Origin of the sequence: Acidianus brierleyi (genome assembly GCF_003201835.2) — an archaeon.
In the GTDB taxonomy this organism is placed as follows: domain Archaea; phylum Thermoproteota; class Thermoprotei_A; order Sulfolobales; family Sulfolobaceae; genus Aramenus; species Aramenus brierleyi.
The window spans coordinates 15,495-40,268 of the sequence record NZ_CP029289.2 but is presented as its reverse complement, the minus strand read 5'-3'; the positions used below and the strand labels follow the sequence as shown (position 1 = coordinate 40,268).

The window sequence follows — 24,774 nt, the reverse complement described above, 5'->3', positions numbered from 1 at the left end:
ATGGCTAAACTCTATCCTAAAACAACTCTGGGAATATCACTTCTTTTTACAGCTGGTGGATTATCTTGGTTGGCTGCAATGGGATTAGCAGCAATGTGGTTTAGGACTATACTGTTAAGTCCACATATTAACATAAAGGCTGGATATGCAATAGCACCACTTTATTACTTCCTAGTAACTTTTCATGGGCAAGCTGCCATGATGATAATAGTAGAAGACGTAACATTTTCTGTATTTGCATATGCCTTGTATAAGAGCGGAATGTCTTTACTTCATAATAAGCTCATAACGTTAGCATTCTGGTTAGTTAATATTCCAATGATTGTTGAATTTGCTGGAGGTCCAACAACTGGTTGGTACATGTATCCACCATTAGCATTACAACAAGGGACGTGGATATTCTATAGGGGAGATATGATAGGTTTGGCGTATTTCATGATGTTCCTCAATACTATTGGCGTTATAATAGCTTCAATAACAATGTTCATTGACGGGTATAAAACAAGACCAAAAGAAGGTAAAATGCCGATATTTGCCGCTTACGGAATGACATTTGGTGGTCCTTTCACTTTTATAACTGAATTCGCTCTCTCAGCAGCTACTTTATGGTACGCTTTATATTTCTGGGCTTCCGTTCCTGTAAATCCATTAACTTGGGTAGTGTTATTCTGGTTCTGGGGACATCCAGTAGTATACTACGCACCTTTTGCAATATTTGGTGGATTATATTATTTAATACCTAGATTCTCTGGTAGGTCGTTATTCAGCGAAAAGTGGGCTAGATGGAATATGATACTATTATTTACTTTCGGCATGTTAGTATGGGTTCATCATCTTCAAACTTGGCCTTTACCTGTAGTTTTGAGGGCTTTCATTACTCCTACTACATTGATTTTGGCAGCAGGATCAGGATTAACAGTGCTAAACTTAGGACTAACTATTGCTACTGGCAAGGGTTATAATTGGAAGGATCCTGTTGGTCTTGCTTCTTTAATTGCTTTAATAGGTTTCATATTGGCTGGATTGCAAGCTTTAATGTTACCAATTAATCCTTTGAACGTTATAGTTCATAATACTTACTATATAGTAGGGCACTTTCATTTAATGATATGGACAATAATAATTGTAGGATATATAGCAATATTACTTGACATGTTAAAGACCAAAATGGGAAATGTAACGTTTTCAAGCTTAGGTAAAGGAATGGTAAGCGGTGGGCTAATAATGTGGACTATTGGTTCATTAGCTTTAGGTTACACTATGAGTTATGCTGGATACATTGGCTTAATAAGGAGATGGGTAGCATATCCTATTAAATTTGTTCCATTTATGGATACTATGACATATCTGGCAATAATGCTGGGAGCTAGTTTCGTTATGTATGCGTTACCTATACTATTTACTTTATTAGGGATAAAGACCTCGTTATTCTGGGAAACTATTCCAATATCTGGTTTACCGGCAGGTATAAGTGGAACTATGGGTCCAGTAGCTCCTACAGGAGGGGCTAATGCTGTAGACAGTAGCGAAAATACTAAAGCAAACTTAACAGACAATATACATACTACAAGTAAAAATTCCTAAGATACTTTTTTTAAACTATTTTTCTAGTTATTTTAAACATAGTAGATAATAGAAGCTAAGTTTTTAACCGAAAAAAATTAAGTTTAATTATGATAAGATATATTCCTAGCTCTTTTTCATGGAAAAGTATTATTCTACCAATAGTATTTGTAGTAGCATTCGTAAATCCTTACGTTGAGATACTTCAATTTAATAATCCTGTAATTTTTATGTTAGACCACTATGCACTTTACGCTGCTGGAGTATTAATAGGATATAAAATGTTTAAGGGTTCTATCTACTCATTTATTTTAGGAATAATTCCAGCCGTTTTCTGGCATGTACCGTATTTTTTTGCATTGGCAGCAGCATATATTGATTTTAGAGCGCTTTGTGAAATAACGCTATTTTTAGGTGGATTGTTAGCAGGGTCTTTTATCTATAAAATGTCATTAACTTTGAGAATAATTTCATTGGCTGTTTACATGCTTGGAGATACTTTATTAAGTATATTTTTCATTTTAGCTTATCCGCAGTATTCTAATGCTACGTACAGATTTTTATCATGGTCTCCTGGAGCATTACCTGCGGTAGGAATAGCTATGCTTATAGTTATGAATTTAATTCTGGTATATTCAATAATAAAGATAATGAAGAGCGCTATGATCTTTTAATTTTTCTCATAATTATTTTTTAGATAACTTAAAAGGTTTAAACTATTTTTTATACTTTTTGTCCTATCTTTTAAACGATTTTAATTAACAAAAGTAAGAATATATACTAAAATTTTTAAAGTTCTAAACAATATGATGGATTAGATGAAAGTATGAGTTCTAGCTCTCAGTCTAACGTAGCATATCCTAGGAATAGTAAAATACCTTTACCTCCTGTAACTGCAGAAAGATATTTTGCGACATGCAGATTTTGTAACGTAGGTTGTGGATACGACATTTTCGTATTCCCAGATAATCAAGCCGGTAATCCAAAAGCTGGACAAAACGCTGTAGTATATAACATGGTTGATAAAGTATTCAATAGGAATTTACAGAATTATATGGCTGATTATACTCAACCAGTACCTCCCTTAGGCGCTCAAATAGGTACTCCCTGGATAGGAGAAGGAATGGTATCTAGAACTATAAGATACAATAAAAATACAGGCACATGGGAATCTGTCTATATTTTAGAAGTTCCCAGTTCTGAATGCCCAGTTAATGAAGGTAATTATTCAACTAGAGGTGGTAGAAATGCTCAAAGGAATTGGAGCCCGTTTTCAGATAATGCTGCAGGGTTTAGAGTATATACTACTAGGATCAAATCTCCTTTAATCAGATGGAATGGAAGTTTACAACCAGTAGGTTGGAGTTACGCTATAGATGTAGCTGCTAGAATATTAAAGTATTATCTTGATAATGAGAACTTTACTTATCCAGATCCAGTAGGTCCTGCGGCAACTCAAGTTCTTGCAATAAGAGCAGATCATGGAGGTGGACAAGGAGGTGGAGTATTTAGTAATTTAATGCCAGGGTTATTGATCCATATGGGATTAGCTACACCGTTTGTAAGATTCCATTATCAAGTAGCTTTTTCGTTTACTCAAGATGCGCTAGAAGAGGCTACTAATGGAAATGGTACAGACACTGCTAGTATGTTAGATATTAGTATTGCAGATGTATTAGTTTTATGGGGTATAGATGAGTACTCTACATCAACTGTTAATTTTATCCAACATATTTTCGATAATATTACTGGCGTCACTGTAACTAGAAAACAGCAGTGGTTCGAATCTGGAGAACCTGCAGAAGCCGGTAAAATAATAATAGTAGAAGCAAGGCCATCAGAGACAGTAAAAGCTGCGGCCGCAAAATTAGGAATAACTGTAGAGCAAGCACAAAGTGGGCAAAGCGATCAAATGCTATTCGTTCAAGTAAATCCTGGAACTGACTCCGAATTAGCTAATGCGGTAGCAGCGTACATTTATTATACCTATCCTGACGTAGTTAATAATTTTATTAGTACATATAAGTCTGCGAGTAGTTACGGGTTTATGTTTAATGATCAAACGTACGAATATTATATTCAGTACTTACAATCTAAGAGCTTAAGCGATTGGCTATCTGAAGCTGAGCAAATAACTGGAGTACCTCAAAATATTATAATGAAAATGGGAGATATGTTAGCTAAGCCAAAAACAAACAGTAGTGGACAAACGTTTTACAAGAGAGATTTATTTGAGTTTGAAAAGGGAATTATATGGTCTGCTAATTATACTCCAATTTATTCTGTAGCTAATTTAGGAATAATAGTAGGAGCGTTATCTGGTAGACCCGGATGCGGAGTTTCTACTGGTTTTGGTCATCAAAGAGGTGCAGCATTTCCATTACCACCACCACCACCTTGGTCTAGCAACTTAAGTCAATCTAGACAATTCTTTATTCAAATGCACGAATATGTTCCAAAGCAACTAACTGCACAAGGTATTACTCCATCAGGGACCTCGATCGCGGATTACATAAAGAAATTCTATAACGAATATACGTCAACTCTCGTACCGCAAATATACCAACACAATCCAGTTATAGATTATCTAATATATAGTGGATATGGTAAAGTGTTATGGACATTTACAGCTAATCCATATAAATTAACTATGGGAGGTGGAAAGTTAGCTCAAGTTATTGATAATAGATCACATTTACTTCAAGAATGTGTGGAAAATACTCAGTCCTTGGGTATTCCATCTTCCTCATCTACTACTCCATCTTCAAGTTATAACGTAAGTGCAGTAAGCTCCACTATACCACAGTTCCCAACTTCTGACCAATATGCGAGCGCAGTTATTTCATGCCTAAGTGGAAGTAGTGCAGTTTCAGGAGCAATGTTTGTAGTTGGTAATGATATAATTCTGCAACAAAACGGTTTATTGGAAAGAGCATGTCATCTAATTTTACCATCAGCGTCAAATCACGGTGAAACTTATGAAATAAGATGGGACGGTCATGATAGGAGATTGAGATTAGACGAAGTTTATCATTCACCCGTAGGGATGGCAATGCCAGATGTATGGATTTACGGTATGATAGCCTATAGAATATATCAACTCTATCAAGCAGAAGGTAATGGAAGTTCACTTCAAGCTCAAAGAATATATAATGCGTTTAATCAAGTTTGGAGCTTATTAACTTCTAATATGGCGCAAAATTCTCAACCTTTATCCGTAATTCCTGAATATTCCGAGAATTATTATGACTATAATTGGTTCAATATATATAACGGATTATGGAATTATTATGTAGCAAATGGACCTATTAACTTTAAATCATGGCCTTATGGATATGTTGTTCCGCACTGGGCTCCTGGTTGGTCACAAATAGATTTAACAGATCTTCAAGCTGCAAGAACTATAGGTGTTCAATTACCTATATTGGGCAAGACTACTAATGCAGACGGTAGTTTTACTCTATGGGGTCTTGTTAATTACGCTGAACCAGCTATTGCAGGTAAATTTAGAGCTGAAAAAGTAACTATTAATCCTAATCAATCTGTAACAATAGGCAATACTACATTACCATTGATAACAAGAGAGGTTGTGTATCTAAGTATTGATGACTTACAATCAATGTTCGGATATTCATGGAATGATTTATTACCTTATGTAATAAATGGATTTAACCCATTCCCAACGCCTTATGTAGGAATATTCGGATATGCTGCTCAACTATCTCAGAAATATAAGTATTGGGCAAATAACGGAAGATGGAATATAATATTCCAGTCTGGATGGGTGGATTATCAAATACCTGAGATTTTACAGAGATTGCCATATCCAATAATAATGATGAGTGAACAAGATGCTTCTAATGAAGGACTACAAAACGGTGATATAATTCAAGCATACAACGACTATGGTTCAGTAGACGGAATTGTATGGATTTCTAATACGGTTCCTCCTGGACAGTTATTCATAGCTATGGCGTTTGAAGTAAAGCCTGGTGCAAATCAAGTTACTACTGAAACTGTAGATCCAGTGACGGATAATCAAATGGTAAAATGGAGCTGGGTTAATATAAAGAAAGTAGGCAGATTAACACAAGACCAAATACAGCAAATGACATTCGCACCTATAGAATTCCAGATTCCATCTAGTTCTGGATCATAAAGTGAATCATTTTTTAAAAATAAATTTTTCAGTACAACGAAATCCACTTTTATTTTTTATTATGATTTTCTTATAAACTTTCCAGTCAACTTAGGTTCTCTAAAACTTAACTTAATATATCAGAAATCCTGGAGATTTTGTGAGTTTTATTTCATTTGAATTATCTAATGAAATAACACTATAAAATGGTAGACTATACTGACATAGCTATTTTTGACTAGCTAGACTCATTATATGTTATTCTCATTAAACTATTATAAGGATACCTTTCTCTATTAATAATATTTCGTAAGTTAACTAAAAATTTTGTATAATTAAAAAGAAAGGAATGTTCCATTTATCTCAAACTAGTAAATTCGAGCAAATTTTTACTGCAAGATTATGACTGGTGATAAATTTCATATAATAGTTTTTTTCTTATGTACTATTAAACGCTATGTTTAGCTAGAGATATATAAATAAAAAATAAAAAAAGATTAAACTTATTAAATGGACTAAATCGATTATTTTTTAAAAATTCTTTATTTTAGTTTAAGTTGGAATATATACTAAGATTTTTAAAGCATTAGGATAACAATGTTCATGATTAATATGTCAGACAAGCGACCTTCATATCCTAGAAATAGTAAAGTTCCCTTACCTCCAGTAAATGCGGAGTATTATACTACAGTATGTAGATTCTGCAATACAGGCTGTGGATATCAAGTTTATGTATTCCCAGCAGATAAAGCAGGAGAGCCTCAAGCTGGAAAAAATGCCTTAGTTTGGAACGTTGTAGATAAGATCTATGATAGAAATCTTAAGGATTATAAGGCTGACTATACAGCTCCAGCTCCACCTTTAGGAGCACTGGTTGGAGAACCATGGATAGGAGAAGGAATGGTATCTAAGACTATTAAGAGGAATCCAAATACAGGAGTTTGGGAAGAAGTTTACATAGAGATGGTTCCAAGCCCGGAATGTCCTGCTAATGAAGGAAACTATTCGCCCAGAGGAGGTAGGAATGCAAAAAGGATTTGGAGTACTTTTATAAGTGATGATGGATCTGGATTTGCTCAATATTGGGCTAGAGCTAAAAATCCCATGGTAAGATTTAACGGTTCGCTTCAAGCTGTTTCTTGGGAATATGCTATAGACGTAGTAGCTAGAGTTCTTAAATACTATTTAGATCATGAAACATACGAATATCCAATAGGCCCTGGTGCTCTTCAATTATTTGTTGATAGAGTAACGCACGGAGGCGGACAAGGAGGAGGAAATATTACAACAATGGTGGCTAGTTTGTTTTTCCATTTAGCTATGGCATCGCCAATGATAAGGTCTCATTATCAGCCTACTTTAACAATGACTACAGCAGGATTTATAGATGCAGCACAAGACCCTGATAATTCAAGTATGTTAGATATTTCAATAGCAGATTCTATAGTTATTTGGGGTGCTAACGAATATTCTACATCTACAGTTAATTTTATTCAACATATGTTTGATAACCTTAAGGGAATTACTCAAACTCGGAAGAAGAAATATTTCGAGCCAGGAGAACCTATACCTCCAACGCAAATGGCCATAGTGGAGGTACGAAATACTGAAACTGTAAAGGCTGCGGAAGCTGCAGCTCCAAATCCAAAAGAACAAGTGCTTTACGTTCAAGTGAATCCTGGTACAGACACTGTTTTGATTAATGCTGTTGCAGCATATATTTATTCTACATATCCGGACGTAGTTAAACATTTTGTATCCTTATACGAAAATGCCAAGGTATACGGATTTAAGTGGATGTCTAGTAGTTATCAGGATTATGTAAAGGAAATATTGACGTCAAAGCCATTAGAAGAAATATTAAACGACGCTTCAAAGACTACTGGAGTTCCGGTTGATACAATTAAGAGATTGGGAGACATTATTGCGAAGCCTAAAATAGGTACAGATGGTAAGGTATACTATAGGAGAACTGTAATAGAATATGAGAAGGGATTAATTTGGACTATAAATTATTTACCTCAATATGCTTTAGCTAATATGTGCATGATAAGCGGAGCTCTCTCTGGTAGGCCAGGATGCGGATGTCAAATAACAGGAGGCCATCAAAGAGGATACGCTGGACCTAATCCGCCTCCAACTCCATGGTCCGATGGGATAAGAGATTGGATATCTCGTCCTTCTAAAACTATTTATGAAGAATATACAAAGACGCTGTATCCAGCAGTAGATAAATATCTTCCAATAATAGATTCTAGGCTAATTAGTGGACAAGGAAAGATATTCTATACCTTTGATGCAAATCCATTTAAATTATCATATAATATACCAAAACTACAACAAGTGGTAAATAGAAGAGCGCAAGCACTTTCTAATTATATTAACGGAGTCTCAGGTTTGGGTGACGTTAGTGAGAAAGTAGGAGATACGTTTAATGTTGACGCAGTTAAAAAGACTAATCCAGAATTTCCTACCTCAGAGGAATACGCTAATTTAATCATTGATGGTCTTAATAAAGTGTCTGGTGCTTTATTTGTAATTCTTCAGGATTCTTATCTAGATCAGAACTTTTTAGGACAGTATTCAGCTCATGTAGTATTACCTTCTGCAGTGAATAATGGAGAAATGTACGAAATGAGATATAATGCTCATGAGAGAAGATTTAGGCTAAGTGAGGCTTTCCACGATCCGCCTGGAGAGGCAATGCCGGACCCATGGATATATGGTATGATATCATATAGAATATATCAACTTTACGAAGAAGAAGGTAGACAGTCTTCTGCACAAGCTCAAAGGATTTACAAGGCATTCAATCCTCTATGGACTTATCTTAAGAAGTATATGAAACCTAATGCTCCTTTGATGGAAAAGATTCCATTCTCCCATAGATATGAAGATTATGATTGGTTTAATATAGCTAATGATTTCTGGGTAACATATGTAGCTAACGCAGATACCTTCTTTGGTAAAAGTGGGATAAATTGGCCTTATGGTTGGACTATAATTCATTGGTCTCCTGGATGGAAATATATGAACTTAAAGAAGTTTAAATTGCTAAGGACTGTAGGAGAAGTTTTACCTATAGTTGGCGCAGAGGATAATCCAAACGGTGGTTTTACAGTATATGGGGTTGTGAATCTTGCAGAGCCTGGCATACATGGCAAATTTAGGGTAGAGAAAATAATAGTCGATCCTTCGCAATCAGTTACAGTAGGCACTATAACTTTACCATTAATAATCAGAGAACTTGGATATATGACGTTGGACGAAGTTAGGGAAAAATTCGGCTATGATCTTTTACCTTGGGTAATAAATACTTTCTATCCATGGCCTGCCTATTTCCCTGGATATTATGGCTATATGAAGGAGGCAAGGCAGAAGTATAAATATAATGCAAACAATGGCAGATGGGAAATATTATGGCAATCGTGTTGGCCAGATTTTGAAGTACCAGAGATAAGATCTAGAGTACCATACGTATTTATAATGATAAGTAAGGAAGATGCCGATAATGAAGGACTTAAGAACGGAGATATAGTGGAAGTGTATAATGATTATGGAACGCTAACTGGCGTTATATGGATATCAAATACTGCTTCGCCTGGAGTATTGTTTATAGCAATGGCTAATCCACACCAGCAGGCTGCTAACTTAATAACTTTACCTAACGTAGATCCAGCAACAGGAAATTGGACTTTTAAGATGACATGGGCTAATATAAAGAAAATAGGATCTCTTCCAGAGATTGAAAAAGAACAATTAGTATTTGCACCAATAGATTTTCGTACGTAATTTTTTATTTTAAATTTTTACCATTCATTTTGTCTATTTGCTATGCTTATACTTATTGAGATCGTAGCTAAACTCAATAAAAGTATTCCTAAATATATTGGAACGTCTGGAGAGTATCTGAAATAACTAATACCGCCAATTATTCCTGATAAAAGTAAAAATATTCCCAATATAGTTAGTATGGAACAACTGCAAATCTGTGTTATTTTCATAGTTTCACAAATTCCTATTGTATCCTTTTCTTATAAACTTTTTTATTTTAAGTTATTTAAGCAACCTATTATTTATACATTGTTTTTTCATGATTAGATAATCATGAAATATAATAAGCTTTAAATTTTTGTAATCTATATTTTCTATATAAACGTTGGTGATACAAATGGATCTAAAATCATTGAATAAATTAGTCCTTTTACTCTCGTCATTTCTCTATTCCATAAATATCATATTTTCTGTGTCTTTATTTACTCTTCTAACGTTTAATCCTTTACCCATAAGTAATATTGATCTTAGAGCTATCCTAACTTCAGTACCGTTAATTTCGGCTGTTTTTAATATGCTAATTCTTGGCATGATTTCTATGAGTTTAAAATATGCTGAATATTATGGTATATCTAAGTCGTTAATAGCTATTGTAATTTATCTTTCATACTGGTTATATTTCAGACCTCCTATTGATATTCTGATTTTAATGTTCACTATAATAGGGTTATGTATAATCCAAATAGTAGACCTGAGTCTTTTCGCTAAAATACAGAAGGAAATGTTTGGGTGATCTTAACGCTTCTAAAATTTGAAATTAAAGGTGAGCAATTTTTTCCTTCTCAGATCAAAGGTAAGATTGCATTGCAGAAAAATGTTGTGCTAATAGTAAAAACTCAAGCTAGGGCGCTTTATGTTGATTATATAGGTAATGATAGCAATATTGGAGCGTATAATCCTCCTGTTTTCCTATCTGGGAAAATATATTTTTATGAAGTAGTAAAAATTCCTGAAGAATATTCATCCTATATAAAATGTATAGCAAAAGAAATAGAAAATAAGTTGAACCCTTTATATAAAAATAAAAATCTTAATTGTAAGGACGATATTACTGTGGTGGTAAAATGAGTATTCATGAATTCTTTAATTGTAATTCTGTAAAATGTATGAAGTCAGGAGAATTTTGTGTAGAAGTGGATAATGTTAAAATAACATTCACATTAGATTTTACTTTAGGTCCCATAACAGAAATTTCATTAAAATCTAGTAATTATAAGGTAAATTGCAAGATACTGTTTGATAGTAGAAAAGAAAAGATAATAAGTGTAGACTGCTATGGTTTTAAAGCAGATAAAATTTGTAAATCTTTGAAGGAATGTTTTAGAGAAAAAGGGTTATTATATGCTAGCTTATAGCTAATTTCTTAAACTATTAAAGAATAAAATAATCTATGAAAAAGATCTATTTTCTTATTCCGCTGATTATACTGATCATAGCTCTCATTCCATTAATCTTTATTTCTCATCACACAATTTCTCAAGTAGAAGTAGAAGGTGAAGGTATTTTAGGATATGGTTATCTCTCTTTAGAAAAAGGAATTGGAGAAAATATTTCTATGTATTACATAAATGTTACGGTGAATAATCCTGGAAAATCCGAAGCAATATGTTATGCTAAAAATAACGATAATACTATATCCTTTAATTGTATCTATGTATTTGTTAATGGTAAATATTATGGTGAATCTATTCCTCCAGGATTAAATAATATAACTATTCTAGTAAATCATAATATAACATTGCCATATTTAGATCTATATTTAGGAAATGGCCAAAATTTAATTATTAATATTAAAAAATAATATTATTTTACTTTCATGTTCTCAAACATTTCTGCTATTTCTTCAACGCTCATACCTTTTGTTTCAGGTAAAATGAACAAGAAGAGTATTTCAGCTATTATAGAAAGCCCTGCAAAACTGAACATTACTGGAGCCAATCCTATAGCTGCCTTCCATGCAGGAAAAACTTCTATAAGTACAAAGTTAGAGGTCCAGTTTATGAATGCTAATAGGGACGCCATTGTTCCTCTTATGTTTGTAGGGAAATACTCTCCCTGAATGGTCCAACCTATTCCTCCTACTCCGAGACCGAAGAATATCATAAACCCTATAAAGCTTATTATTAGACCTATTACTTTTCCTATTCCAGAAAATAACATTACTGAAACACCACCAAAAGCTAAGAAAATAGCCATTCCTAAATATCCCAATTTACCTAAACCTTTTCTGCCTATCTTATCTATATATTTTAGAGCAACAAGGACAATTGCAGTCTGTGTTGCAGAGATTATTAGCGTAGCTATTATTCCTGCTCTTATTGCTGATAATCCATCACTTGATCCAAAAAATGGTGCAAATATGTATGGACCGTAATAGAACGGAATATTTATCTTAACAAGGGGCGTTCAGTAATAAATATTTCGGTTGAACTTCAAGCATAATGTCAACTAAGATTGCCACGTGTACCTTTCAATCCACGTGGCGATTTGGGGAGGATCACTTAGGCTCATAAGGCTTATTATTATACCAAACACTCCAAACTATTCTAGCCAATTTCCTGGCTAAAGCAGTGTACAACTTCTTTCCCTTCAACTTTTCCTTATGGTTCTCGTAAAATTCTAGTAATGTAGGATTACGAGAATAATTCATCTCAGCGAGGAAGTAGAGCAAGCTGCGCAAGTACTTATTACCCTTCTTCGATATTCCCTTACTTACAGTAGCTTTACCGCTCCTCTCAACTATTGGGTCTAAACCACAGTAGGCTACGAAGGACTCAGGGTTAGGAAAGCGTTTAATGTCTCCAACAATGCCTATTATTATTCCCGAAGAAAGTTTTCCTATTCCCGGTATAGTTAATAGAACGTGATTTTCAGACTGTGATTGTATCATTTTCTCTACTTCTTTTATTTTCTCGCTTGTTTCCAGTAGTGCTTTAGATAATACTTCGATTTCTTCAAGTACTATCTTTGTTCCAAGTTGTATAATTGTATTTTGAAGTTTCCTTTAGAGAATTCTTCAAGCATTTCCTTGCTTATTTTTTCCTCGTCACTGACTAGGAATAGTGCTCTTTTTACCCTGTTCTTGTACTTTACTTCAAGGTCTTTTAGGAAGATATATAGTGTTACTAGTTCTTTCAATGGGTTGTAGTTGTACTCCTTTGCCTTGTTTGCCATGTTTATTAGTTTTTGTAGTAAAAATCTGTTTTCTTTCCTCTCAAGTCCTTCTCCTTCCATAGTATATTTGGGCTTACTTGTAGTATCTTGATCCCTTTTTCCTTGAAGTATTGACATGGTTTTATTGAGTATGCTCCTGTCGGTTCGACCACTATTGTGTTTAGTTTCACTTTTAGTATTTCTTCATAACCCTTCTTGTTGTTCTCGTAGACCCTCCCCTCACTCGTTACTAGATGATCTTTTGATATGTCTATTCCTAGGATCCCTACCTCTTTATCACACCTATATCCGTGCATATTATCACAATGTTCAGTCCGATGGTAGGGGTTTGTCACGCCCCCTCTCGAAGACTTTGCTTCAGTCAAAGGGTCGACCATGTTTCCCAGTTGGAGAGTATTACTCTCCCCAACTAATTAATCTATATAGGTTCAAAGGGGGCGGAAGACTCCATCCGTAACGGTAGACCCAAAATCATATTACAAATATAAATTCAACATTAAACCTCATATTTTTTCTTAATAAATAAAAGAATATATTTTATTATACTCATAATCAAGAGCATTAAGAATAATGTATTAAATAATCAATGTAAATAAAACGTATTTTATCATATACATCCCATCATTTTCTAATATTATAATAATATCTCTCAGTTAATTGTGTGGAAATATAAAAAATCCAATATGGTACTTGGAAATTTATAAAAATTATCATATAATTATCTAACTAATTACATTAAATCTTTACGAACTACTAATAATAAATAAAAATTATTTTTACTAATTAGATTTTGGGTCTACCGGTAAGGGTGGAGATGGATAGCCTCCTTTGTAAAACTTATATACTTCTTTTTCAAATATTCTATTAATGGCAGTCACTGACGGAGTAAGCGTCACTGAGACGCCTTGGTTAAAGCGAGGGTCTATGTGGTACGCCTCTGCTCCATTCAACAGTCCCATATTGGGATACTGTGGGTTCACATTAGTGCTCGGGGTCGGAACGACCCTTAGTGCCTGTGGAGCTGAGACCTCTACCCTTTGGGCAAGCCTCGGCTTTGAAGCAGGAAGCCCCGTCCGTTAGGGCGTGGCAGGCTCCACATGCTTTGCCTCTAACATGGCTAGGCGATGGCTTGAAGAGCCGAAGGAACTACTTGATTGGGGTCAACTTGAGGGCCTTCACCACCCCCTCCCCTATACCTAGTCTTCTTAGTCTCACTCTTGTAAGGCTTGTCTTCTTGTTTAGGAGTGTTGTTCGTGAAAATCACCGTAGGAGGCTCCACATGCTTTGCCTCTAACATGGCTAGGCGATAGCTTGAAGAGCCGAAGGAACTACTTGATTGGGGTCAACTTGAGGGCCTTCACCACCTCCTCCCCTATACCTAGTCTTCTTAGTCTCACCCTTGTATTCCCCATCCTTGAGTACGTGATAAACTATCCTACATATCTTGTTGGCCAAGGCTAATGTAGCCTTTTTGGAATTGCTTGTCCTCTTCAACAAGGCTTGATAGAAGCCATTAAATTGGGCCGTGTTCTTAGCGGACCTTGCAACAAGGAATAGAACGCGGGATAAGTGCTTATTCCCCTTGATGAGACCGTTGTGAAATTCGGTCTTCCCGCTCTGCTTAGTCCTTGGAGAAACTCCAGCATAAGAAGCAGCTTGTTTCGAAGACTCAAACCTGCTCACGTCTCCAAGCTCAGCGTAAATTGTGGCTGCAGAGATTGGGCCTATTCCGGGTATCTTAGTCAACTCTACTGCTTCCTCGGGTAGGAACTTCATTATCTCGTTCTCCACTTCCTTAATTTGTTCTTCTATAATGTTCAGTAGGTCCAGGAGTTGTTTTAGGATGAACGCTTCTATTCTAGTTAATTTTCTTCCCAATAATTTGGAGTACTCCTTGATCTCTTCGTCAGTTAGCTTCTCATCAGTGGCTAGTTTTCTCACTATTTCCTTTGTCTTCTTTTCGAAGGGAGGTAGCTTGTATCCTGCTGTTTCTAGAACTTTCCTTATCTCGTTCTTTACTTGTGTCTTTCTCTCTACTAGTCCTTCTCTGTGTCTTGTCATTTCTCTTAGTTCTTGCATTTCTCCCGTTGGTATGTACGATCCTTTTACTGTGCCTGCAGCGTAGGCTATTGCGAGTCTTATGGAGTCGTTCTTGTCTGTCTTCTTGCCTAGGACTTCAACTGTTTGGACAGGGTTTATCACGTTTACTTTTAGTCCGTTGTCTCTCAGTACGTTGTATACGTGGTAGAAGTATACTCCTGTTGCTTCCATTATTCCTTCTTCGTATCCTTCTAGGAATTTTATAAGTTCTTTGAGTCCTTCCTCGTTGTATTTGAATTCTCTCGTATCAGCTTCTTTTACTGTGTTGTTGTTTATTTCCATCTTGGTTGCAACAAGTCTTGATTCCCCCACATCTATTGCAAATACTTTAGGCTTTATCTTCCTTTCCATGTGTAATACTCTTTTTCCTGATTCTTGAATTTTTCTATAATAATACGCGTTGTATTGTTAATTTTGTTAGGAGATAGTGTAGAGTAAGTATGAGAACGTCCCCTTAAATTTTTGCACACTCCTACTCGGGATGTTGTCCCACATGTTAGATCGCGGGGGACGTATAGCCAGCCTGCCACATGGGGTTTTATCCCCATGTTCACTTTCGGCTTGTGTTATTTTCTTGTTCTCTTTATAAAAGTTTTACTCTTGTAAAGCTTGTCTTCTTGTTTAGGAGTGTTGTTCGTGAAAATCGCCGTAGGAGTTCACTCCTGTTATCTGCTGAAACATCATCCATAATCCTGCAACTAGTAATGCTCTTTTAACTCCTGGAGTTAGTTTTGGTTTATCGTTTTTTATTTCGTTAGCTATTGTATATAATTCATCATTACTTACATTTTTTATTCCTAAAGTATTTAATGTCTCCTTGAGTTTATCGAATTTCCCCTTAATAAGTAACCATCTAGGGGATTCTGGCATTTTCATCCTATAAATTAAGCCTATTATGGCAGGTATAGCAGCTATTCCAAGTATTATTCTCCAGTCAATATTATATGCGATTAAAGGGAACTCAAATAGTATGAAAAATCCTATAATATAGGATATAGTTTGAGCTGCAGTTATCATCCATTCTTGTAACATTTCAAGGCTACCTCGCTTATCTTTAGGAGCGTACTCGGCAATGTATGCCGTAGCAATAGCCGAGTCTGCACCTACAGCTAGTCCTATAAATGTCCTAGCTATGAGTAACATATTTGCATTAATAGTAATTGCTGAAACTATTGCTCCAATTGCATAAATCAAAGCGTCCACAAGTAAAATTGATTTTCTTCCGTACTTGTCTGTGAGCGGTCCAGCAATTATAGCCCCTATTGCAGCACCTAATGACGCTCCAGCTACTAGATAACCTAAGGCAAACGCTGACAAATGGTATGGAATTAGATCTAACGCAGTACCTATGTCTGCAGTATCATATCCAAACAGGAATCCTCCTATAGTAGCTAATATTGTTAGTGACCAATAAATCTTTGTTGTAGAGTTTAAATCCATTTTCTTCAATAATTCTTCTTCTCCCATAGAATGATAGATATGGAATATATATTATAAAAAAGTGTCTAGGAAGATTCAATAAATTTATTCATATATAAATCTTTAAATTAAAAGTCATAAACTTTGTATAGATACGTTAAAAGATTTATTTAAAATATGCTTATATCTTATCTTATCTATATATGTGTTTACGATAAATATACGAATATAATCTAATAATTAACTTTACTAGATATAATCTTTTAATCACGCAACTTAACCATCCAAATATGATATAGAAGAAATCTATTAACTAAATAATCTATTTTGATTTTTAATTACAAAAACTGATAATATAAGGTATTATTATACTATATTTTGAATAAGATATATAATTAAGTATCTCAGGTAATAGCGATAGAGGTAAAGAGGCTTGCTATCCCTTTTTAATTTAATATTAAAAAATATCTCAATACATACAGTTTTATTATATTTAGTAAATGGAGTTAAGATATGTTTAAGTATTATGGACAATTATAAAAACTTACTTGAAAATTTGCTTATTGGTGATAGTTTACGATCTTAATTTTAATTGCTTTTACACTTTTAGTAGATTTAGCTATTCTAGGCCAAATGTGGAAGGAAACACAGTTCTTTAAAGAATACGGTAACTTTCATGCAAAGGCTTCAATTATTATCCCAGTAAGAGGTATAGACGTTAATATAGAAAACAATGTGAAATCTCTTCTTTCTCAAGATTATCCAGATGAATATGAAGTAATTTATGTTGTTGATAAAGGAGATAGTGTAAAAAATATTTTAACTAAATATAATGTAAAGATAGTAATTACGGATTATTATTGTGAGAAATGTAGTGGAAAGATTAAAGCGCAAATAACTGGACTGAAGTATGCAAAAGGCGACGTTATAGTCTTTGGAGATTCAGATACTTATTATCCTAGATACTGGTTGAAAGAACTAGTCTCTCCATTAGGAGAATATATGGCATCTACTACTTTTTCGTTCGCTAAGCCATTTAAAATTACTCTAAGAAATCTTATAAGAGCAGGATTCTGGACCTTAGCCTTCGAGTCTCAAGCTGTAGGAGGAACTTTTCTCTGGGGAGGGTCTATGGCATTTAAAAAAGATTTTTTTACATCATATGTTATAGACGAGCTATCAAATGAATGGTGCGATGATTGCACATTAACAAGGATTGTTAAAAGAAGAGGAGGAAAAATAGCATTTGTAGGTAGAGCTGAACCTCTGAATGTGTACGATGAAAGGAACTTAATAAAATGGGCTAAAAGACAAGTAATAACAGTAAGAGTTTACTCACCGAAAGGCGCAAAGGCTTATTTATTATTTGGACCCTTAATGTTTATTATTTTGCTGTCATTTATTTTTACTTTGAATATAGTGTTTATCACTCCATTTATACTATGGATTATTAAAAACATTATAAGGATGAGGAAGAAAGATTCCATATTACCAGCATTAATGTCTGTTATTGGGATTTTCTTTGCCTGGATAGTTCTAGTTATAAGTTGGAGGGAAAACAAGATAGTTTGGAGAGATAATGTATATAATATAAATTTAAGTTAGAGAAATATTTTCATTTATAAAATAGTACAAAAATTGTATTCGTAAATATTTAAATTTTGTTTTTTAATATCCATAAGATCAAATATCCTACTATACCATAAAATATGTGCCCCATAACGTAAGTTAGAGTTACTTTAATAGGGAAGATTAACAGATGAACAGGTAAACTAAATAGCGCTAGGACAGACGAACCGACCATTATTCCTAGAATAAAGTAGGAAATAAAACTAGTAGCGTTTATTTTACTTTTTTCAATAATTAATACCGCAACAGCAAAAATTATAGTTGAGGCTATTAAATGAAGAATAATACCTAGTGGTATAGAGTATATTTTTAAAATATGATATGAAATGACCGCAAATACATTCATATCGTTTGTATAAAACGAGATATCTAACACACCTGCTAAGAGTCCTGAAATTAACGATTTGATCATAGATAATAAGACAATATAATCATATAAACGTTTTTAGATTTTTATTCTTTTTAAAAAGCGATATTATTTTTCTAGGATTTTGCTAGAAATGAGTAGTATAGTTACATGAATATGATATATTATAAATTCTTCTTGAACTTACAATGCGAATCGAGATTATAACGATATATTAATTAAGGTTATTTAATGAATTTTACTAAGGATAGAAGATTCTAAAATAAAAATGACCGTTTAGGTATTTTGTCTTATTTTAAGTAATTATCATATTTATTTTTATAGAATAAAAAATTTTTATTCTATTATTTCATTTTTAAGTTATCTTTAGTAAATAAAATAGCTTTTAACATATTTCTAGCACTACATAAAATTTTAAGGATTTACATGATAATGTATAAAAAAGCTTAAATCTAATAGGGTGTTATTAATTTTCTTCGATGAAAGGCCTAAGGAAACTAGGGAAAATTTATACGATAGAGATGAGGAGCTAAGTTTATTACAATCTGCAATTTCTGAGCCAATAGTTCCCCTTACTGGAATAAGAAGAATAGGTAAAACCTCTATTCTGAAAGTTTTCTTAAATAACATAAATTTACCTTATGCTCTAATTGACGCAAGAATTTCACTTTCTTCTTATAGAGCTCTTTATACAATATTTTCTGACATACTTTCTCAGATAAATAGAAAAAAATCAATAAAATCCATCTTACAACACTTTAGTGGAATTTCAATCTTAGGTGTAAATATATCTTTGTCTTGGGATCCTAAAGAAAGAGCTTCAATATTGTTAAAAGTGTTTATCTTAGGTTGAAAATGGATGCTGAAGTTACTGATTGCAATTCTAATATTCGTAGCTACGCTTTTGTTGGTTAATTTTAAACCCAAGCGAATTCCAATAGGGTATTCAGCACTAATTGGTGGAGCCCTTACTCTAATTCTGGGTATTTCTAATATTCACGACGTTGTGTTAGTTTTCGATATAGTGTGGGACGCTACGTTTACTTTCGTTGCTATAATAATTATGACTTTAATATTGGATGAAGCAGGTTTCTTCGACTATATAGCGTACAAAATATTGGGATTAGGAAATAGGTTAGGCAAAGCCTTCGTTCTTTTGCTTTTGCTTGACGCTGTAGTTTCCGCGCTCTTTGCAAACGATGGAGCAGCGTTAGTCATGACTCCAATAGCCACTTCAATAATATCTAGGAGCAGCATTGATGAGCGTTCTAAGATTGTGTTTATGACGGGAATAGGTTTCGTCGCAGATACTGCAAGCCTCCCGTTCATAATAAGTAACTTAGTAAATATAATAGATGCTACATATTTTGATGTTTCATTTCTCCTTTATGCAGAATATATGATATTTCCTTTTATAATATCTGTAATAATCTCAGTAATACTTTATTATTTTCTTCTAGTTAGAAAGACCGATAAGAATCAAGAATTGCCTAGTTTTCAACCTACAATCAATGATCAACTTTTGGTTAAGCTAGGCTTTCCTTTCATAGCAATATTAGTTGTAGCTTACTTTCTTACTTCATTTGCCAAGATCCCAGTTGCAATGGTTGCCATTCCTGCGGCTACCCTGTTAGGTATTATAGCCAAGCGTAGGAAAAAAATAGATATATATAAGGTTGTAAGAGAGGCACCTTGGCAGATTGTGCTTTTCTCTTTGGGCATGTACATAGTAGTTTTCGGCATGGGGAAGCAAGGCGTTACTAATTTCTTAGCTAGTACTGACTCTACCTTGTTTAGCCTTCCGTCCCCATTTAACGTGATAATGGAAGGATTACTTTTTGCCTTTACCGCAGCCTTTATGAACAATCTTCCTTCAGTTATGATAAATTCTCTAGCTATAAACTCTACCCATTCTACTAACCATTTCCTTTTAGCTTTAGTAAACGTAATAAGCAATGACATAGGACCTAAGTTCACTCCTATAGGGTCCTTGGCTACTCTACTCTGGATATATTCCTTAGAAAGAAAACACGGCGTAAAGATACCTCTAAGGATTTATGTTTACTTAGGTCTGATAACTACGCCTATAGTTCTAGTGGCAACTATTCTCTCCTTATGGATTTTATTTCTATGATACATCTTACAACCATATCAAGTATATAAAAATATTAGGAGAGAGTACGTTGTGGATCGCTTCAGAATTATACAAAAATTTTTAAGTAATTATGCAGAGTATTACCCATGGAAAAGAAGAACACTAGGGATTGGAACAAGTACGATGAGAACGTGGTAACAAGATATAAGCTAATGTTCCCCTTCTACGTCTTCGAACACTGGTGGGAATTACTCCAGGAAGAGAACAGGTATGCTAAGACCAAGTACAATTCAAAGGAGTTCAACGACTTCCTAGCCTTCCTACACTTATTCTTACCCTACAGAGCAATAGAAGGAGTACTAAGCGCACTAGCAGAAATGAAGATAATACCGACAAGCCTAGATTAACAATATGGGAAAGGGTAAGAAACATGAATATTAATTTCCCTGAAGCGAGTGACGAACTTGAAGTAATAGCTGATGGTACTGGAATAAGCACAACAAGAGGAGGACAATAGTAGCAAAGTGGGGCAAAAGGAGGGATTCAAAATTCCTTAAGATTGAAGTAGTTATGGAGAAGGGCGAGTTCAAGATAGTAAGCGCTGAGGTGACGAGTAATGAGGCCGAATCTGCTTCAAAGTAAAGGACTTGAAGGAAAAGGGTAAGGAAGTTAAGAGGTCCTATGGCGATAAGGCTTATGATACTAACGAGATTTATAATCTTGGTGTTGATGTTGTTGTTCCTCCTAGGAAGAACGCTTTAGGCGTGGTCATCCTGCTAGGCGTAAGGCTGTGCGCGAGTTCAAGAAGTTGGGTTATGAGCGTTGGCGGGATGAGAAGGGTTAGTTAAGGTGGTTGGTTGAGTCCTTGTTCTCTGCTGTTAAGCATTTGGTGAGTCTGTTAGGGCTACGAGTTTTGCTGGTCAAGTTGTTGATGCTAAGCTAGTTTGGCTTATGCTTGGATGATGTACATGGCCAACCTTGTTGTTGGTCGAGCTAAGGGCTTTGAGGTCAAGAAGTAGTATAGTAAATTATTTAGGAGAGATATTATTTTCTATAGAAAACATATTTTTACTGTATCATCCTATTGAAATATATTGAACGAACCCACAAAACATGAGAAAAGAGGATATGTTATTAAAACTGATAGAGGAAAGTATGAATTAGCAGACTCTGTAATTAAAAGTGCTTTTAAATAATTTTTTAGAATTGAAATAAAAATTTTCACGTATGTTCAGAAATTGAACTGTTTACTTAGCTTAAAATATTCATTTCCTATTAATACTCATGAGGCTAATATATTATATAGCAAAAAGGTTACTTACCAATCCTTACGATTTAATATGGGCAGTAGGATTTATGATTTTTTGGATCCTTATGGGAGCATATATCTTTTCTCCTGGAATAGCTCATGGGGAATATTATAATCAAGAGGTCTATTATTATACGTCTGGATGGGCAGGCACTATAATACTTTTTTCTTTAGGTTCATTGTCTGTTGGAATAACCGCTATGCTAAATTATCAAACAGGAGGATTAAGTCACCTATTTAGATACTCCAAATTAACTCCACTATATTATATTTCTTCAATATATATTGGGTCTATCATTGCATCTCTCATAATTGGAAGTACAATGATAGCTTTTACTACTGTAGCCTTTTCAAATAGATTCGGATTTATTGTTTATCCAAAAGACATATTGCTATTAATAATATCTATTATATTAACTGCAATATTTTTGACATCTTTTTCCATGTTCCTTAGTATAATAACACTAAAGACAACTAGAAAAATAAGAGAATTTATTAATATGGTTCCTTTATTATTTTCATTTCTTTTTGGATTCGGATATTTATATTTAAAATTAAATTATTTTACGTATGCCAGTCCATTTACAATGGTAGACTCGTTAACTATGAGCGGATATTTAGGCAAACCTTCACCGTTAAATTACGCTTCAATTATATTAAGTGGGCAATCTGGATCTTTTATTTCAATTCCATTAGCAATTATTTCATCGATACTCTGGACAGTAGTATTAACAATTATTGATATTATAGGAATAAGAAAATTATATTATAAACCCCTAGAGGAGGAGAAGTTAGCATGATAGAACTCAACAATGTGTCAATATTTTATGGCAAGGACAAGGTAGTTAAGGACGTAAATGCTACTATTAATGAGAAAGTTATTTTATTGGGCCCTAATGGTTCAGGAAAATCAACTCTTCTAAAAGCAATAGCTGGAATAATACCGTATCAAGGACATATATTTATAGATGGTAAAGAGGTTTCTAAGTTAAGGAATTATACTGAACTTTCAACAAATATTAATGAAGCGTTCTCTCTTGGCGTGAAACTAAAAGATGTGATTTATATTTATGAAGAAATAAAAGGTATTAATTCCAAACTTGCTATTGGAATGCTTAGTCAATTAGGTTTAAAGGATTTAAATAAAAATATATACTCATTATCTGCAGGACAAGGAGTTATTTTCAGAACAATCATAGCCTTAGCATCGAATTCCAAAATTATTTTACTTGATGAACCTTTTGAAAATGTAGATATTGGTAAAAGAAAAATTATTGCTAACTGGATAAAAGAATATGGTAAAGAAGGTATAATTGTTACGCATGAGCTCGACATGGTGAAAATATTTAAGGATTATAAGGCAAATCTTATATTTGAGGGGAAGGTATTTGGTCCAATTACTGCTAAAGATATTCTAGAATCTTCGATAATAGAAGGTGAAGATCAGTCTGCAATTCTAGAAATAGAGGTTAATAAGAAGAAATATTCGTTTGTGAAAGGTGAAAAGGGATATAAGGTAGAAAACCTTGTAACATTAGATAGAATCTATAATTTAGGTGAATAGATGACAGAAAAAGATCTAATAATAAAATCAAAAGAATTAGCAAAAAATACTGTTATGACTGAATTCAGAAAAGCATTGGGAAAGTACTACATTTCTTGGGGAACATTTCCACTTTCTTTTGGATTAGCATACTTTATCTTAAATTTTCTAAATTTATACAGCTATATATCATTTAGTATATCTATTACTGGCATACTTATTTTTTACATATTACTATCAATACGTTTTTTTAGGAAAGCTAGGAAAATATTGAATAATTTTATTTCAATTTTTGGCGAAAATTCAAGAAAAATACATATCTTCGAATATTACATTTATCCATTTCTTCTTATTATTTCTTTTGTATTCTTAGGTGTTGGAGCTTTCTTTTTTAACATTATATTCCTAATCTTTGGTTCAACTTTATATGCAATTTCTGTAGATATATCTCTTTATTTCTTATATAAAACAGCTAACGGAATAAAATACTATGATATCTTGGCATTAATCACATTTACCATGCTAATGACATTAAGTGAAACAAGATTTATAGAGTTTTTCTCGATGATTTTTGGTATTTCATGGATATTTGCTGGATATAAATCATTAATGGAGGTAATAGAGAGTGACTGATGAACTTAAGAAAATAATGGAACTTTTAAACGATCCTACTTTATCGAATTCAGCCAGACTGGGAATACTTTTATCACTTTATATTCTAGGTAAATCCACTTTTTCAGATCTTCAAAGATCCTCAGGAATCTCTAAGAGCTCTTTATTTATGCATCTTCAAGTTCTGGAAGAGAGTGGACTTATAACAGTTAAAAAAGTTCCTACATTATCAGGTCCAAGAACTATTATAGAGATAACAGAAAAAGGTATTCAGACAATAAAACAATATATAGATTTGATTAAGAAGATTCAAACATAGTTTCTATCTTACTTATCTCATCAAAAATTGGTATTTCATTAATATTTCCAGAGAAATTAAATAACTGCTCGTAGAAAGGAATAACTATTTCGTTTTTAATATGCTTAGAGAATGTTTTGAAATTATCGGGTACCATGTTAACTATTATTCCTAGTGTATCACTATCAGTTACACTGGGTATTTCGGAGCTATATCTGGTTATCATCAAAGACTTCCCTTCTGGTTCCAATTGTTTTATTCTCTCTCTAAATGACATTGTAGGAGTATCTGTAATTACATACTTAAAATTTCTTAGAGTATCGTTAATTATATTCATGGCTTCTATTAGGATATTGCGGTCTAAATCTGTTATTTCCTTTCCATCAAAGAGTTTTAGTGTAGTTATAGATCCTTTTCCAATTTCAATTTCTTTTATAGCGTGTTTATAATCTTTATTTTTTAATAGCGTAGTTATAATCCCATTCCCTTCTACTCCTATAACCCAAGAAGGATATCCGAGCAGATCCATGTCGAGCAATGCTACTTTTTTAGATTTTAACGCTAATGACTTCGCTATTATTAAAGCTAATGTAGATTTTCCAACACCGCCTTCATTAGATATAATTTTTATATTCATGAATGTAAACTCCGTTAAAGACGAATATAATCATAAATTAAAAAAACTTTAACATA

General features: G+C 33.7%; 22 protein-coding genes and 2 pseudogenes. 16 read left to right on the top strand and 8 right to left on the bottom strand.

From position 1 onward, the window contains the following. The 4 genes from soxB (at window position 1) to DFR85_RS11240 (ending at window position 9,493) form a co-directional block, all read left to right on the top strand. Window positions 1–1,584: a proton pump complex quinol oxidase subunit SoxB gene (soxB, locus tag DFR85_RS12185; RefSeq protein ID WP_110269152.1), complete on the top strand. Its 1,584-nt coding sequence runs from the start codon at window positions 1–3 to the stop codon at window positions 1,582–1,584. An 89-nt stretch (window positions 1,585–1,673) separates the two neighbouring features. Then, window positions 1,674–2,237, top strand: a complete 564-nt coding sequence (locus tag DFR85_RS11985) for a DUF1404 domain-containing protein (RefSeq protein WP_110269151.1) — start codon at window positions 1,674–1,676, stop codon at window positions 2,235–2,237. A 152-nt stretch (window positions 2,238–2,389) separates the two neighbouring features. After that, window positions 2,390–5,722 (top strand): molybdopterin dinucleotide binding domain-containing protein, encoded by a 3,333-nt coding sequence (locus DFR85_RS11565; protein ID WP_110269150.1) that lies wholly within the window; start codon window positions 2,390–2,392, stop codon window positions 5,720–5,722. Between the two features lie 591 nt (window positions 5,723–6,313). Continuing rightward, window positions 6,314–9,493: a molybdopterin dinucleotide binding domain-containing protein gene (locus DFR85_RS11240; RefSeq protein ID WP_110271715.1), complete on the top strand. Its 3,180-nt coding sequence runs from the start codon at window positions 6,314–6,316 to the stop codon at window positions 9,491–9,493. A 17-nt stretch (window positions 9,494–9,510) separates the two neighbouring features. Here the strand turns inward: DFR85_RS11240 and DFR85_RS10460 are convergent, their stop codons facing one another. Then, the gene (locus DFR85_RS10460; RefSeq protein WP_110269149.1) at window positions 9,511–9,705 is read right to left on the bottom strand and encodes a hypothetical protein; all 195 of its coding nucleotides are present in this window, start codon (window positions 9,703–9,705) and stop codon (window positions 9,511–9,513) included. Window positions 9,706–9,872: 167 nt separating this feature from the next. On the opposite strand from DFR85_RS10460, the gene DFR85_RS10330 reads away from it, so the two are divergent. Genes DFR85_RS10330 through DFR85_RS08660 form a run of 4 tightly spaced genes read left to right on the top strand, consistent with a single transcriptional unit; the run spans window position 9,873 to window position 11,336 of the window. Next, complete coding sequence (locus DFR85_RS10330) at window positions 9,873–10,268, top strand: hypothetical protein (protein ID WP_162582514.1); 396 nt, start codon at window positions 9,873–9,875, stop codon at window positions 10,266–10,268. After that, window positions 10,265–10,603, top strand: coding sequence for a hypothetical protein (locus tag DFR85_RS09920; protein ID WP_110269147.1), 339 nt, complete (start codon window positions 10,265–10,267; stop codon window positions 10,601–10,603). The genes DFR85_RS10330 and DFR85_RS09920 overlap by 4 nt, the downstream gene beginning before the upstream one ends. Beyond that, entirely contained in the window at window positions 10,600–10,890 is a 291-nt protein-coding gene (locus DFR85_RS08795) for a hypothetical protein (RefSeq protein ID WP_110269146.1), read from the top strand. The genes DFR85_RS09920 and DFR85_RS08795 overlap by 4 nt, the downstream gene beginning before the upstream one ends. 35 nt (window positions 10,891–10,925) lie before the next feature. After that, complete coding sequence (locus DFR85_RS08660; RefSeq protein ID WP_110269145.1) at window positions 10,926–11,336, top strand: hypothetical protein; 411 nt, start codon at window positions 10,926–10,928, stop codon at window positions 11,334–11,336. A 2-nt stretch (window positions 11,337–11,338) separates the two neighbouring features. On the opposite strand, the gene DFR85_RS08260 is transcribed toward DFR85_RS08660, so the two are convergent. From DFR85_RS08260 to DFR85_RS05920, 5 genes and pseudogenes are all read right to left on the bottom strand, one after another. Then, window positions 11,339–11,920 carry an MFS transporter gene (locus DFR85_RS08260; RefSeq protein WP_281351100.1) on the bottom strand — a complete coding sequence of 194 codons (582 nt, stop codon included), beginning with the start codon at window positions 11,918–11,920 and terminating at the stop codon, window positions 11,339–11,341. A gap of 112 nt (window positions 11,921–12,032) precedes the next feature. Then, window positions 12,033–13,086, bottom strand: a pseudogene (locus DFR85_RS07270) (IS110 family RNA-guided transposase). 740 nt (window positions 13,087–13,826) lie between these two features. Beyond that, window positions 13,827–13,973 (bottom strand): hypothetical protein, encoded by a 147-nt coding sequence (locus DFR85_RS06980; protein ID WP_162582512.1) that lies wholly within the window; start codon window positions 13,971–13,973, stop codon window positions 13,827–13,829. A gap of 35 nt (window positions 13,974–14,008) precedes the next feature. Further along, the gene (locus DFR85_RS06485) at window positions 14,009–15,160 is read right to left on the bottom strand and encodes an IS110 family RNA-guided transposase (RefSeq protein ID WP_110269142.1); all 1,152 of its coding nucleotides are present in this window, start codon (window positions 15,158–15,160) and stop codon (window positions 14,009–14,011) included. A 270-nt stretch (window positions 15,161–15,430) separates the two neighbouring features. Further along, window positions 15,431–16,276, bottom strand: a complete 846-nt coding sequence (locus tag DFR85_RS05920) for an MFS transporter (RefSeq protein ID WP_110269140.1) — start codon at window positions 16,274–16,276, stop codon at window positions 15,431–15,433. 585 nt (window positions 16,277–16,861) lie between these two features. Between DFR85_RS05920 and DFR85_RS05850 the strand changes: the two genes are divergently transcribed. Continuing rightward, window positions 16,862–17,833 carry a glycosyltransferase family 2 protein gene (locus tag DFR85_RS05850; protein ID WP_110269139.1) on the top strand — a complete coding sequence of 324 codons (972 nt, stop codon included), beginning with the start codon at window positions 16,862–16,864 and terminating at the stop codon, window positions 17,831–17,833. A gap of 49 nt (window positions 17,834–17,882) precedes the next feature. On the opposite strand, the gene DFR85_RS05385 is transcribed toward DFR85_RS05850, so the two are convergent. After that, window positions 17,883–18,269: a hypothetical protein gene (locus DFR85_RS05385; RefSeq protein WP_110269138.1), complete on the bottom strand. Its 387-nt coding sequence runs from the start codon at window positions 18,267–18,269 to the stop codon at window positions 17,883–17,885. A 415-nt stretch (window positions 18,270–18,684) separates the two neighbouring features. Here DFR85_RS05385 and DFR85_RS05200 point away from each other — a divergent pair, with 415 nt between their 5' ends. From DFR85_RS05200 to DFR85_RS04220, 7 genes and pseudogenes are all read left to right on the top strand, one after another. Then, complete coding sequence (locus DFR85_RS05200; RefSeq protein ID WP_110269137.1) at window positions 18,685–19,077, top strand: ATP-binding protein; 393 nt, start codon at window positions 18,685–18,687, stop codon at window positions 19,075–19,077. 6 nt (window positions 19,078–19,083) lie between these two features. Then, on the top strand, window positions 19,084–20,358 hold the full coding sequence (locus tag DFR85_RS05095; protein ID WP_110269136.1) for an ArsB/NhaD family transporter: 1,275 nt from the start codon (window positions 19,084–19,086) through the stop codon (window positions 20,356–20,358). 107 nt (window positions 20,359–20,465) lie between these two features. Continuing rightward, window positions 20,466–21,338 (top strand): annotated as a pseudogene (locus DFR85_RS04805) (transposase). A gap of 265 nt (window positions 21,339–21,603) precedes the next feature. Further along, window positions 21,604–22,428 (top strand): hypothetical protein, encoded by an 825-nt coding sequence (locus tag DFR85_RS04745; RefSeq protein WP_110269135.1) that lies wholly within the window; start codon window positions 21,604–21,606, stop codon window positions 22,426–22,428. Continuing rightward, window positions 22,425–23,192, top strand: a complete 768-nt coding sequence (locus tag DFR85_RS04635) for an ATP-binding cassette domain-containing protein (protein WP_110269134.1) — start codon at window positions 22,425–22,427, stop codon at window positions 23,190–23,192. Before DFR85_RS04745 ends, DFR85_RS04635 begins: the two co-directional genes overlap by 4 nt. Beyond that, window positions 23,193–23,804: a hypothetical protein gene (locus tag DFR85_RS04565; protein WP_110269133.1), complete on the top strand. Its 612-nt coding sequence runs from the start codon at window positions 23,193–23,195 to the stop codon at window positions 23,802–23,804. After that, a complete protein-coding gene (locus tag DFR85_RS04220) occupies window positions 23,797–24,102 on the top strand; it encodes a transcriptional regulator (RefSeq protein WP_110269132.1) in 306 nt (101 codons plus the stop codon). Before DFR85_RS04565 ends, DFR85_RS04220 begins: the two co-directional genes overlap by 8 nt. Here the strand turns inward: DFR85_RS04220 and DFR85_RS04025 are convergent. Then, complete coding sequence (locus tag DFR85_RS04025; protein WP_110269131.1) at window positions 24,083–24,718, bottom strand: nucleotide-binding protein; 636 nt, start codon at window positions 24,716–24,718, stop codon at window positions 24,083–24,085. The genes DFR85_RS04220 and DFR85_RS04025 overlap by 20 nt on opposite strands. Window positions 24,719–24,774 lie beyond the last annotated feature (56 nt).